This is a genomic window from Bacteroidales bacterium (genome assembly GCA_023228145.1).
Classification (GTDB): domain Bacteria; phylum Bacteroidota; class Bacteroidia; order Bacteroidales; family CAIWKO01; genus CAIWKO01.
In genome coordinates this window covers 82,858-96,901 of sequence record JALOBU010000008.1, presented here as the reverse complement: position 1 = coordinate 96,901, position 14,044 = coordinate 82,858, and the positions used below count along the sequence as shown (strand labels likewise).

8 protein-coding genes are annotated in these 14,044 nt (G+C 32.1%); 6 read left to right on the top strand and 2 right to left on the bottom strand.

Annotation, left to right across the window (positions count from 1 at the left end):
* Positions 1-8: 8 nt before the first annotated feature.
* On the bottom strand, positions 9-1,046 hold the full coding sequence (locus tag M0R16_05850) for a 2-oxoacid:ferredoxin oxidoreductase subunit beta (GenBank protein ID MCK9612409.1): 1,038 nt from the start codon (positions 1,044-1,046) through the stop codon (positions 9-11).
* A gap of 3 nt (positions 1,047-1,049) precedes the next feature.
* Positions 1,050-2,897, bottom strand: a complete 1,848-nt coding sequence (locus M0R16_05845) for a 2-oxoacid:acceptor oxidoreductase subunit alpha (GenBank protein MCK9612408.1) — start codon at positions 2,895-2,897, stop codon at positions 1,050-1,052.
* A gap of 203 nt (positions 2,898-3,100) precedes the next feature.
* Here M0R16_05845 and M0R16_05840 point away from each other — a divergent pair, with 203 nt between their 5' ends.
* The 6 genes from M0R16_05840 to M0R16_05815 all read left to right on the top strand — a co-directional run bounded on the left by M0R16_05840 (position 3,101) and on the right by M0R16_05815 (position 14,033).
* Positions 3,101-6,457 carry a hypothetical protein gene (locus tag M0R16_05840; GenBank protein MCK9612407.1) on the top strand — a complete coding sequence of 1,119 codons (3,357 nt, stop codon included), beginning with the start codon at positions 3,101-3,103 and terminating at the stop codon, positions 6,455-6,457.
* Entirely contained in the window at positions 6,457-6,945 is a 489-nt protein-coding gene (locus M0R16_05835) for an ATP-binding protein (GenBank protein ID MCK9612406.1), read from the top strand. The genes M0R16_05840 and M0R16_05835 overlap by 1 nt, the downstream gene beginning before the upstream one ends.
* A 5-nt stretch (positions 6,946-6,950) precedes the next feature.
* A complete protein-coding gene (gene ybeY / locus M0R16_05830) occupies positions 6,951-7,430 on the top strand; it encodes an rRNA maturation RNase YbeY (protein ID MCK9612405.1) in 480 nt (159 codons plus the stop codon).
* An 11-nt stretch (positions 7,431-7,441) separates the two neighbouring features.
* A complete protein-coding gene (gene mnmG, locus M0R16_05825; GenBank protein MCK9612404.1) occupies positions 7,442-9,316 on the top strand; it encodes a tRNA uridine-5-carboxymethylaminomethyl(34) synthesis enzyme MnmG in 1,875 nt (624 codons plus the stop codon).
* Between the two features lie 22 nt (positions 9,317-9,338).
* Complete coding sequence (locus M0R16_05820) at positions 9,339-10,241, top strand: class I SAM-dependent methyltransferase (GenBank protein ID MCK9612403.1); 903 nt, start codon at positions 9,339-9,341, stop codon at positions 10,239-10,241.
* Between the two features lie 216 nt (positions 10,242-10,457).
* Entirely contained in the window at positions 10,458-14,033 is a 3,576-nt protein-coding gene (locus M0R16_05815) for a HAMP domain-containing histidine kinase (GenBank protein MCK9612402.1), read from the top strand.
* The last annotated feature ends 11 nt before the right edge of the window (positions 14,034-14,044 follow it).

Genomic DNA, 14,044 nt, shown 5'->3' with positions numbered 1-14,044 from the left:
CTAGTGAATTATTTTATTTCCCAAGTATCGCCGCTGTTCAGCAAATCGTCAACCGTTTTAATAGCCGCTACCTCTTTTGACCTTTTTATTTGTTCTTCAACAAGGTCATCGTAGGTTGGAAAAATAGCCGAACGTATAACGCCCAGGGCAATGGGGAAATAAGGCGGAGCCATTTTGGCAAGCATAAGATGTATGCCGGGGTCCTGTGAATATTGGTCATGAATTAAAACTTCCTTTTCTGCAGCCCCATTTTGTCCCAACGTTACAACTTCTAAACCCTGTTGTTTTAAAACAATGCCCTTATCTTTATTTTTTCCAAATATCATGGGCTCCCCATTTCTAAGTATCAGCTGGTGCTCTTCTCTTAAATCTTTAGAGGTAATAACATTATGAGCGCCCTCATTAAAAATAATGCAATTTTGCAATATTTCCACAACAGATGTACCATCATGTTTTGCCGCTTCAAACATAATTTCTGTCATAAGTTTTGGGTTGGTGTCAACAGCTCTGGCAAAAAATGTTCCCTGGGCCCCCATAACAAGTTCTCCGGGATTAAAAGGATGTTCAATTGTTCCCTGGGGTGATGTTTTAGTTACACTTCCCATAGGAGAGGTCGGCGAATATTGCCCCTTGGTAAGACCGTATATCTGGTTGTTAAACAGCATTATATTTAAGTCAACGTTTCTCCTGATAATGTGTATGAGGTGATTTCCTCCTATAGCCATGGAATCACCGTCTCCGGTGGCAACCCAAACACTGAGATGGGGATTGGAAACCTTAACTCCGGTGGCTATTGCATTGGCTCTTCCGTGGATACCATGGAATCCATAGGTATTCACATAATAAGGAAAACGCGAAGAACATCCGATTCCGGAAATCAGGCAAAAATTTTCTTTTCGGTAACCTATTTTTGGAAAAACATTAGCAACTGAAGCTAATATAGCATGGTCGCCACATCCCGGACACCATTTTACCAGCTGGTCACTAACAAAATCTTCTTTACTGAGAGGGACTCTCGTTCTGTCAACAGTTAAATTTTCTTCCATGGGTTATATCTCCTTTAATATTTTATTAAAATGTTCTGTCAATTCCGAAACAGTAAAAGGCAGTCCCTGTATTTTATTATATTGACCATACCTATACTGGGGAAATTGCATGCGTAAATAATTAGCAAATTGTCCTGTATTTAATTCGCAAACCACAATATGTTTGAACTTACCAAGAATTTTTTCTGTATTTTTAGGTAATGGCATGATATATTTGAAGTGAGCGTGGCCAACCTTAATTTCTTTTTTCAGCAATTCTTCAACAGCAGTATGAACGGCACCATATGTTCCGCCCCAGCTAATCACAAGAAGATCTCCTTCTTGATTGCCATGAATTTTTTGCTCCGGAATGAAATCTGCAATTTTCATAATTTTTTTCTGGCGAAGCTCAACCATCAGTTGGTGATTGGCAGCATCCATACTTACATTTCCGGAAATATTTTCTTTTTCAAGGCCCCCCACCCTATGTCTTAAGCCTTCTGTCCCGGGAAGCGCCCATTGACGAACAAGTGTTTTTGAATCTCTTTTAAAAGGTTTATAATCGGGATCATTTGCTTTTGCAATAGGAGGATTTATGGGGGGAAGTTCGCTGACTTTTGGGATTCTAAATAATTCTGAACCCTGGCCAATATAACCATCGGTAAGCAAAATGGTGGGAGTCATATGCTCCATGGAAAGTTTTGCAGCCTCATAAGCGGAAATAAAACAATCTGAAGGAGAATAAGCAGCCATAACAAATACAGGGCATTCACCGTTTCTTCCGTATAAAGCTTGTAAAAGGTCGGATTGTTCAGATTTTGTGGGTAAGCCGGTAGAAGGACCGCCACGTTGTACATTAACAATTACCAGGGGTAGTTCTGTCATCACGGCAAGACCAATGGCTTCACTTTTTAATGATAAACCGGGGCCCGAGGTTGTTGTTAAAGCGAGTGAACCGGCAAAACTAGCGCCGATAGCAGAACATATACCCGCAATCTCATCTTCTGCCTGAAACACTTTTGCTCCAAGAGATTTGTGCTTTGCCATCTCCATCAATATTTCTGTTGCCGGAGTAATAGGATATGAGCCGAGAAATATGGGTCTCCCGGAACGTTCTGAAGCCGCCAAAAATCCCCAGGTTGTTGCAATATTTCCGGATATATTACGGTATCTCCCCTTCTCAAGAGCTGCAGCAGGAACATCGTATGTTACACTGATGGCCTCTATGGTTTCCGCATAATTATAACCCGTTTTTAATGCAAGCTTATTTGATTCTATTAACTGGGGATTTTTTTTGAATTTTTTTGCAAAAAAATCAAATGCGATGTCCTGTTTCCAGTTAAAAAGATAATACATCATTCCCAAGGCAAATATATTTCTTGATTTTTCAGCCGTTTTAGAATCAAGATTAAGTTCTTTTAATGCTTCTTTGGTTAATGTGGTTATGGGAGCCTTAATAAGATTATAATCTTTAAGACTATTGTCTTCAAGAGGATTGTTTTTATATCCTGATTTTTCAAGAGCTTTAACATCAAAAGCGTCTTTGTCAATAATAAGCGTTCCTCCTTTTTTTGCCCACTTAAGATTTGATTTCAAAGATGCAGGATTCATTGCCACAAGAACATCACACATGTCACCCGAACTGAATACTCTTCTCCCGATATGTACCTGAAAGCCCGAAACTCCGGCTATGGTATTGTGTGGCCCCCTGATTTCTGCCGGATAATCAGGAAAATTTGCCAGGTCATTCCCTTCTAGGGCAGCGGTGTCTGAAAAAAGATTGCCGGCTAGTTGCATCCCGTCCCCAGAATCTCCAACAAACTTAACAACAACATCTTCCTTGATTACCGCTTTATTTGTTTTTTTGGTCATAATTTGTTTTTATTAATTTTTTACAAATTTAGATGTTTATTTATTACCCAAAAAATATCACAGGGAATTTTATTGAATAATTAGATTTGATTATTTATATATGTTATGGATAGAAAAACAATACTCAAATTTTGTAACTTTGCATAAATAAGGAAAAATAATGAAAAACAACTTACGTTTTTATGATGAATTGAATTGCTAATATGAGCGTAAATCATTCCACACTAATACAAAAACTTGACGAATTTATTCGTAAGTATTATATAAATCAACTTTTAAAAGGACTTATATGGTGTGGCGCTTTATTGCTAACTTATTTTCTTATACTTGTGGTTCTTGAGTATTTTGCGTATTTTAATTCTTTGGTTCGCACAATATTATTTTATTCTTATATCCTTACCAGTGTAATAGTTTTATATGTGTTTGTTTTTACTCCAATATTAAAACTTTATCGCCTCGGGAAAATTATTTCATACGAAACGGCAGCATCCATTATAGGAACGCATTTTTCAGAGATAAAAGATAAGCTTTTGAACACACTTCAATTAATAAAAATATCCACCAACCCTTATGTAAGCTCGGAGCTTTTAGAAGCAGGCATTGAACAAAAGATACAAAAATTATCTCCCATTCCATTTTCTACCGCCATTGATTTTAAAATAAATAAGAAATATTTAAAATATCTTTTACCCCCCTTGGTTGTTTTTTTTACAATATTAATAGCATCTCCCTCTGTTGTTTTTGGGCCATCCAAACGATATATGAATTATTCCGTTTTTTACGAAAAAGAAGCCCCATTTAAATTTCAGATTTTAAATGATAAACTTGTGGCTTTGCAGCAACAGGATTATAAATTACAGGTAAAACTTACCGGAAACGACATACCCGCCGAAGTGTTTTTGGTTAGAAATGAAAACGAGTATAAATTAAATAAAGAAAATATCATATTATTTAATTATACCTTTAAAAATATTCAGGAAGATATTACATTTTATTTTAGTGCTGACGGTTATCGTTCTCAAAATTATTCAATCAAAGTAATCCCCAAACCCATCATTCTCGACTTTGAAATACAATTAAACTATCCTTCTTATACCGGGAAAAAGAACGAAATAATTGAAAACTCGGGCGACGTTTCGGTTCCGTGTGGCACCCGTGTAAGCTGGAAAATAAAAACAAAAGATACAAAAAAATTATTTCTAAAGCTTGCAGGCAAAAACCTTGTGCTCGACCCGGCCAAAGAAGATTTGTATAGCTATAGTCATTCTTTTTATGAAACGCAGAGTTATACCATTATTCCGCAAAATCAATATGTTAAAAACATTGATTCGCTTACATATTCAATTAATGTAGTTCCCGATTCATACCCCTCAGTTGATGTAGAAGAATACAGAGACTCACTGTTCTTTAGCAGAATTTATTTTAAGGGGATTATAAAAGATGATTATGGATTCTCTACACTTTTGTTCAAATATAAAAAAGTTACACAGAGTGAAGGCGATGAGGATGAAAAAGAAATGTTTCAAGCCATTAATGTAAATAAATTTATTACTCAAAGCGAATTTTATCACTTTTTTGATGTGTCATCACTGAATGTCGAAGGTGGAGACAATATTGAATATTATTTCGAAGTTTGGGATAATGATGCAATAAACGGAAGCAAAGCGGCCCGTTCTTCTAAAAAAGTATTTAAAATTCCCACAGAGCAGGAAATACAAGAACAGACAGAGAAAGATAATGAAGAAGTGAAAAATAAAATTGAGCAGGCCCTTTCAGACATTAAACAACTTCAAAATCAAATTGAAGAAATTGATAAAAAATTAATTGATAAAAAAACATTAAACTGGCAGGAAAGAAAACAAATAGAAGACATTCTGCAAAAACAACAGCAATTACATCAAAATGTTGAAGATTTAAAAGAGCAATTTAAACAAAACAACATAAGAGAACAACAATTTCAGAAAGCCGACAGCACATTACTTGAAAAACAAAAACAACTGGAAGAATTGTTTGACAAAATTATGTCAGACGAAATGAAGGACTTATTTCAAAAAATGCAGGAATTACTTGATAAGCTTGATAAAAGCAAGATTGATGAAATGCTTGACAAAATTAAAATGAGCAATAAAGACCTTGAAAAAGACCTTGACAGAAATTTGGAGTTGTTTAAAGCACTGGAGTTTGATAAAAAACTTACCGAAACTATAGAAAAACTTCAGCAGCTGGCAGAAGAGCAAAAAAAATTATCAGACGAAACAAAAAACGAAAACAACGATAAAAACAAGCTGATTGAAGAACAGAAAAAAATAGACGAGACATATCAGAACATTCGAAAAGACATCAAAAGTCTGGAAGAACAGAACAAAGAATTAGAAATACCAAAAGACCTTAAAAACACCGACCAGCAGCAAAATTCAATACAAAATGAACTAAACAACAGTAAAGAAGAATTACAAAACAACAAACGAAAAAATGCATCAAAAAGTCAGCAAAGTGCCGGCGAGCAAATGGAAAACCTTGCAAACGAATTGGAACAAATGCAACAGGAAATGGAACAGGAAGAACTTGCAGAAGACGAAAGAGCCTTGAGAATGATTTTGAAAAACCTTATAAAAATATCTTTCAGTCAGGAGGGGCTTATAGAAAAAATCAGAAGCACAAAAATATACGACCCGAAGTACATCTCTATTATGGATAAGCAAAAGGAGCTAAAAGACGGTTTAAAAATGGTGGAAGATTCATTGCTGGCATTAAGCAAAAGACAAGCTATCATACAACCCATAGTTAATAGAGAAATTACTTCAATTAACGACAATGTTGATAAAACGCTTGAGGCATTACACAACAGAAATACACCTCAGGTCCAAAAATGGCAGCAATATGTTATGACATCAGTAAATAATCTTGCCCTATTATTAGCCGAAGCTCTCGAACAAATAAGGCAGGAAATGGAATCATCATGTAATAGTTCGTGTAATAAAAAGGGCGGAATGAAATGCAAAAAACAAGGAAAAGGCAATCCTTCAGCGGCAACTATGAAAAAATTACAAGAACAGCTTAACAAACAAATAGAAGACCTTAAAAATCAAATGCAAAGTGGACAAAAACCGGGAGGAAAAGATGGCCAGAAATCAATCAGCGAACAACTGGCACGTCTTGCTGCCGAACAGGAAGCCATAAGAAAAATGTTACAACAATATGGAGAAGAATTAAAAAAAGACGGCACAGGAAATGACGGGAATATCTCAGAAATGATGAAAAAAATGGAGCAAACCGAAACCGACCTGGTCAACAAAATGTTAAGCAACGAAACTTTAAAACGACAGCAGGAAATATTAACACGATTGCTTGATTCTGAAAAAGCAGAAAAAGAGAGAGAGCTTGATGAAAAAAGAAAATCAAACGAGGCCATTGAAAAAATATACACAAATCCAAAAGATTTTTTTGAATATAATAAAATTAAATCAAATGATATTGAATTATTAAAAACAATTCCTGTAACTTTAACCCCGTTTTTTAAGTATAAAACTAATGAGTATTTTTATAAATTCGAAGATTGATGAAAAAACATACTTTAAACATTAAATCTGATATTCACGAGTTGCCGGAAATAGAACGTTTTATTGAAAATGTTTGTGATTATTATAATCTGAATAACAACTATTTCGGCAATATTATGGTTGCTGTGAATGAAGCAGTAGAAAATGCGATAATTCACGGAAACGAAAACAATGCAAATAAAACAGTATCTCTGCAATTTGAATTAGTTCCCAGTGGAATTTTATTTACAATAGAAGATGAAGGAACGGGATTTGATTTTAACTCAATACCAGACGCAACAGATATTGAAAAAAATCCAGAGAAAAAAGGAACGGGTATATATCTAATTAAAGCTTTGGCTGACGATGTTAAGTTTTTAAGTAAAGGACGAAAAATACAATTAACTTTTAATATTACCTCAATCAATAAGGAAGTATTTATAAATAGAAAACAACTTATTGACAAATATCTCAAAGTCAAAAAAGGCATTTTTGAGAAAAATAAATAAACAGCATGCCTGTTTTCGCTATTAATTTTTTTTCTATTGGCATCAAAGACAATATTTTAAAAAACAAAAAATGTGTTCGCGTTTGGATACACAACATATTAAAAAATGAAAATGTTGTTTATAAAAACGGAGAATTAAATTTTATTTTTTGTGATGATAAATATTTGTTGAACATTAATAAAAAATTTTTAAGAAAAAATACTCTTACAGATGTAATTGCTTTTGATTATTCGGAAGAAGGATATTTTAGCGCAGATATATTTATCAGTTATGAAAGAATAAAAGAAAATGCAAATAAATATTTAGAAGAACCACAAACAGAATTAATTCGTGTTATGGCGCATGGAATATTGCATTTGGCGGGCTATAAAGACAAAACTCTGGAATCAAAAAAAATTATGACCAAAAAAGAAGAAGAATACATAAAAATGTATTTGAATTATATAAAAATCTGTAAATCAAACAAATATGGCCGTTCCACGTGAAACAATAAAAAATGTCTGTCAAACAATATGATATAATAGTGGTTGGTGCCGGGCATGCAGGTTGTGAAGCGGCCTCAGCTTCAGCCAATTTGGGGTCTTCTGTGTTGTTGATTACTATGAACATGAATTTAATTGCCCAAATGTCATGCAATCCATCTGTTGGCGGTGTGGCAAAAGGTCAAATTGTGAGAGAAATAGACGCCCTTGGCGGAAAAATGGGAATAGTAACAGACTTGTCAATGATACAATTTAGAATGCTAAACCGTTCTAAAGGCTCGGCAATGTGGAGCCCAAGAGCTCAATGTGATAGAATGCTTTTTTCGGAAAAATGGAGAGAAACTCTCGAAAAAACAAAAAATTTAGATTTCAGGCAAGACGAAGCTGTTGATATAATAATTAAAAATAATTCAGTTTGCGGAATTATAACAAAATTAGGGTTAAAAATTTTTTCAAGAGCAGTAATTTTAACTTCAGGAACTTTTTTAAAAGGAATAATTCATGTCGGAGAAAAACAATTATATGGCGGAAGAATAGGGGAAAATTCAGCAGATAAATTATCCGATTCCCTTCACAAATATGGAATTATTTCTAATAGGCTTAAAACGGGAACACCGGTTAGAATTGACGGAAGAACGGTTAATTTTAACAAACTTGAAGAGCAAAGAGGAGACGAAGAGCCGGGAAAATTTTCTTTTACAAATACCAAATTTTTAAAAAAACAAAAAAGCTGTTTTTTGGCATATACAAACGACGAAGCCCATCGTATTCTACAAACAGGATTTGATAAATCACCATTGTTTAAAGGAATTATCAAAGGGCGCGGACCAAGGTATTGTCCATCCATTGAAGATAAAATTGTTCGTTTTTCAGACAAAAACAGACACCAGCTTTTTCTTGAGCCGGAAGGTTGGAATACTATCGAATATTATCTAAACGGATTTTCTTCTTCTCTTCCTGAAGAAATTCAATTAAATGCTTTAAAAAAAATTGAAGGCTTTGAAAAAGTAAAAATTTTCAGACCTGGATATGCAATAGAATATGATTATTTTCCTCCTGACCAGATAACGGCAACACTCGAATCAAAAAAAATTAATAATCTGTATTTTGCGGGTCAAGTAAATGGTACTACCGGTTATGAAGAAGCTGCAGCGCAAGGGCTGATGGCCGGCATTAACGCTCATAATAAATTACACAACAAAAATGAATTTATTTTAAAAAGAAGCGAATCATACATTGGAGTATTGATAGACGACCTTGTTACGAAAACCATAGATGAGCCGTATAGGATGTTTACCTCAAGGGCCGAGTATAGGATACTATTAAGACAGGGGAATGCAGATATTCGTCTAACAAACTATGGCTATGAGCTTGGGTTAATCAACCACAATAGGCTTAATATTTTTAAGGATAAAGAGAAAAAAATTAATGTATTATATGATTTCATTAAAAACGAATCCATAGCACCAGAAGAAATAAATATATATTTAAAAAAAATAAAATCGCCAGACATATCTCAAAAAATAAAGCTTATTAATCTTTTATTAAGGTCTCAGGTAAATATTAATTTTTTAATTAATTATTGTAAAAAGTTTGCGGAATTTATTAATGAAAAAAAAATTAAAGAAAAAGACATTTTGGAAGAAGTAGAAATTATTGTAAAATATGAGTCATATATTAAAAAAGAAAAAGAGATAGCAAATAAAATATTAAAATTTGAAGAAATATCGCTGAAAAAAATTTTTGATTATAATAGTTTGATTTCATTATCAGCCGAAGCAAGAGAAAAGCTGAACAAACAAAAACCCCAAAACATAGGACAGGCATCAAGAATAAGCGGTGTTTCTCCCGCAGATATAAATGTGTTAATTTTATATCTTGGTCATTAGTGTTTCACGTGAAACAAGAAAAATGGAAATAATAAAAAGTTGCGAAATTTGTGGAAATACATCTTTTTCAGAGTATTTAAAAAGCAAAGATTACTTTTATACACATGAAAATTATACAATTATCAAATGTGACAATTGTGAATTTCTTTTTGTAACCCCAAGGCCGGATAAGAACGAAATAATAAAATATTATAAGACAAAAGAATACATATCGCACAGCAATATTAAAAAAGGTATTACAAACAAACTTTATCATTTTGCAAGAAAACTCAATCATAAGACAAAATACAAACTGATAAACAAATATGTTCAAAGCGGAGCTATTCTGGATATTGGATGCGCTACAGGTGAATTTTTGAATTATTTTAAAAAATTAAAATGGACTGTTCTTGGAATAGAACCAGACGATGCCTCTCGTAGCCATGCAATTAAACAATACAAAATAGATGTATTTTCAGAAACCAAGCTTGATGTCATTGAAAAAGGAACCTTTGACGTTATCACAATGTGGCATGTAATTGAACATGTGCACAATATTAATGAAAGAGTTCAACAATTGTATAATTTATTAAAGTATAATGGAATAGCCGTTATTGCAGTCCCCAATATTAATTGTTATGATGCCTGTAAATATCAAAAATATTGGGCAGGATTTGATTTACCCAGACATTTATATCATTTTTCTAAAAAATCATTGATTGGGTTATTTCAAAAACATAATTTTAAAATCATTGATATTTATCCTTTAAAATTTGACGCATATTATATTAGTCTGTTAAGCGAAAAATATAAAAATGGTAAAAAAAATATTTTTAATGCTTTAATAAATGGATTGAAATCAAATATGTGGGCAAAGAAAAATAGAAATGAATATTCTAGCTTAATTTTTGTTTTTAAAAAAACAAGCGAAATAGAAGACATATAGGAGTATATAAACCAATTATAGTATTAGAACATGATTTTGTTTCAAAACATTTCTATATCGCATTAAATTAAGCCGTTTTTTATGGATTATGACAAATAAAATAATATAATGAATAAAAATTTTATTTTTCTGTCTTTATCTGTTATTCTGTGTTTGTTAATTGTTTCATTAATAAAGAACGATTTTTATTTAGGAAATAATAGCCAGGAAAAAAATTTGAAAAAATTTGAAAAACAACTACACAAAAAAGAAGAAATTGCCGAGAAATACTTAAACAAATTAATAGCTATTAACCAAAATACATTTCAGAATGATTTTGATGCCTTTAAAAAAGAATTACCAAAAACCAGAGAAAAAGATATTTCTTATTATGTATATAAGAAGGATAGTTTGATTTTTTGGTCCGACAACTATTTTCCAATTCCATTAACTTATAATGAAGAATTTTTTGAAAACAAAAATCTTGTCAGGGTTGAAAATGGTTGGTATGTTTTAAAAACCTTAAAAACAAAGCAAAAAGTTTGTATTGCTGCCATTCTTGTTAAATCGGAATATAAATATGAAAATGATTATTTGCTGAATGAAATTAACCCCGATCTAATTAACAACAATCAAAGAATTGACTTATCAGATAGTATTAAGAATGCCTTCATAGTAAAAAACAAAGAAGGCCGAGTAATGTTTTCACTGGTTATGGATGGAGACAATCAATTAACAGAAAATCAGGAAATATTTATTTTCTTGTTTTATTTTCTTGTTTTTGTTTTTGTAATTTTTATTTTATATTATTTACACAAGCAAGTGTCGCTTTTTTTCCCGGTTTATGAAAAATATTATTATTTGGGATTTGTGTTGGACATGTTTATTTTCCGAGGTATATTGTTTTATTTTAAAGTACCACACGACCTTTATCAAACAAAAATTTTTAGCCCAGTATATTATGCTTCTTCTGAGCTTTTACCTTCTTTTGGCGATTTGATTTTAAATGTTTGTTTGTTTCTTATCGCCTCTTATATAATATATAAAAAATCATATTTACTGCCTCAAAAAATAATTATAAAAAAAATCCCCGGAAGCTTTATTGTTGTTTTGCTCATCGCTTTTTCAGGTTTGATTTTTATGAAATCTTTTGGCCTAATAAATAAAATGGTTGTTGACTCAACCATTTCGTTTAATTTAAATCAGATATTTTCTCTAAATGGCTTTAGTTTGATAGGATTACTATTAATTTCATTTATAGCTCTTTCCTGTGTATTGTTGACGGTTCAAATGTTAAGAATTATTCAAAAAATAGGGCTTAATTATTATGTTTTCGCCGGCATTTTGACTGTTACCAGTATTCTTCTTGCCACAGCAATTCCCGAAACATGGCAATATAAAATATTGATTTTAAGTGTTTTTGCAGTTTATTATCTTGTATTTATGCTTATCAGACAAATACTAAAAAAGAACTTAAATTATTATGAAATACTGTTTTATCTCATACTTTTTTCCGGCACCGCTACCTATATTGTATCAAATAGTAACACAAGGAAAGAGCTGGAAAAAAGAAAAGTTTTTGCCATGAAATTATCTTCGGGCGAAGATATTTTGGCGGAAAATATGTTTAAAGACGTTATAAAAAATATAACAACAGATAAAAATTTAAAAAGTTATATTAAAAAATATCCCGAAAGCGAAACACAATCGAAAGATTATATTTTAAAAAAATATTTTTCTGGTTATTGGAGTAAATATAAAATACAGATAACTATGTGTAGTAAAAACGACAGCCTGATGGTTGAAACTGCACTAAATAAAACAAATTGTATTGATTTTTTTAATGAGTTAAAAACCCGTTACGGAAAAACATCTACCTGTGATAATTTATTTTTACTGAATTATGGTACAAGCGGGAATCATTATTTATCAGAATTTCGATTTAGAAAAGACACTTCAGATATTCATGTTTTTGTTGAACTTACTTCAAAATTTATTCTTAAAGGCTTGGGATATCCGGAATTGTTGATTGATAAAAAACACTTTATTAATGCCGATTTGTCTGACTATTCTTATGCACGTTATTATAATAACAATTTAGTTGATGCATATGGGAAACATTATTATACAACTAAGTTAAAAATTGAAAATAAAGATTTTAAAAACGGAATTTTTACGTACGACAAAAACGGTTATAATCATCTGTGTTATCAAACAGACCCGGCAGCAGTTTTAATAATTAGTAAAAAAAATGGCAGCATCACTGACTCTTTAGCCCCGTTTTCAATTCTTTTTACAATTTTCAGCCTTATTTTATTTTTCTGTTTTCTGATTCTAAATATCCCCTTTAGAAAAGACCTTGTTCAGATAAACTTTAAAAAAAGACTTCAGATATCCATAATTTCAATTATTATGATTTCTTTTATAGTAATTGGACTTTCTACATATTATTTTATTAGAAATCTAAATGAGCAAAAAAATATGGATTTACTGAGCGAAAAAACCATGTCCATATTAATAGAACTTCAACACAAGATTCCTGATGGTATCATGTCCGAAGAGCAACTTTTATTTATTTCTAATGCCCTTGTTAAGTTTTCTAATGTGTTTTTTACAGATATTAATCTTTTTGATACCAATGGGACCCTAATTGCTTCGTCAAGACCACAGGTTTATGAAGAAGGACTGATTTCCAGAAAAATGAATACAACTGCATTTTTTCAACTTACTTCAGAAAAGAAAACGCTTTTTATTCAGAAGGAAAATATTGGCAAGCTGGAATATTATTCTGCCTACATGCCTTATTACAACCGAGATAACAAACTATTATACTTTATTAATTTACCATATTTTGCAAAAGAAAACGAATTAAAAAAAGAACTTTCATCATTTTTGATGGCATTTATTAATATTTATGTGTTTCTCATTGCAATTTCTGTTTTGCTTGCTTTAATAATAGCAGAAAGGATCACAAGGCCATTAAATGTGATAAGGGACAAAATAAGTCATTTGAAGCTAATAGGTAAAAATGAAAAGATTTACTGGTCAGGACATGATGAAATCGGATCCCTTGTTACAGAATATAACAGGATGATAGACGAATTAGAAAAAAGCGCAGAAATGCTCTCACGTTCAGAAAGAGAGGGTGCCTGGAGAGTTATGGCTATGCAGGTAGCCCATGAAATTAAGAACCCGCTTACTCCGATGAAACTTAGTGTTCAATATTTGGAAAAGGCCTGGAAAGAAAAAGCTCCCGATTTAGACAACAAAATGGAACGCTTCACCAAGAACATTGTTGAACAAATTGAAAATCTGTCTGTTATTGCATCTGAATTTTCATATTTTGCCCAGATGCCCCAGCCTCATAACGAAAAAGTAGATATCATTAAATTAATCAAAGATTCAATATCCATGTTCGATTATAATATGAAAATCAATATATTTTTCGATGAGAAGGATGAGAAAAAGGTTTTTGTGCTTGTTGATAAAAGACAAATGATGCGTGTGATGAACAACCTTCTGGTAAATGCATTTCAGGCTATCGGCAATAAAGAAAAAGGGAAAATTGAAATTTATGTTAAATTATTTGAGGGTAGGGTAAGGGTGTCTGTAGAAGATAATGGGGAAGGAATATCTGACGAGATGAAGCAGAAAATTTTTACACCATATTTTTCCACCAAATCCGAAGGCATGGGCCTGGGGCTTGCGATAGTTAAGGGAATAATTGAAAACTTTAAGGGAACAGTATGGTTTGAGTCGGAAATCAATACAGGAACGACATTTTATTTTGAAGTTCCGCAATATATGGAATAAAACAGCCCACT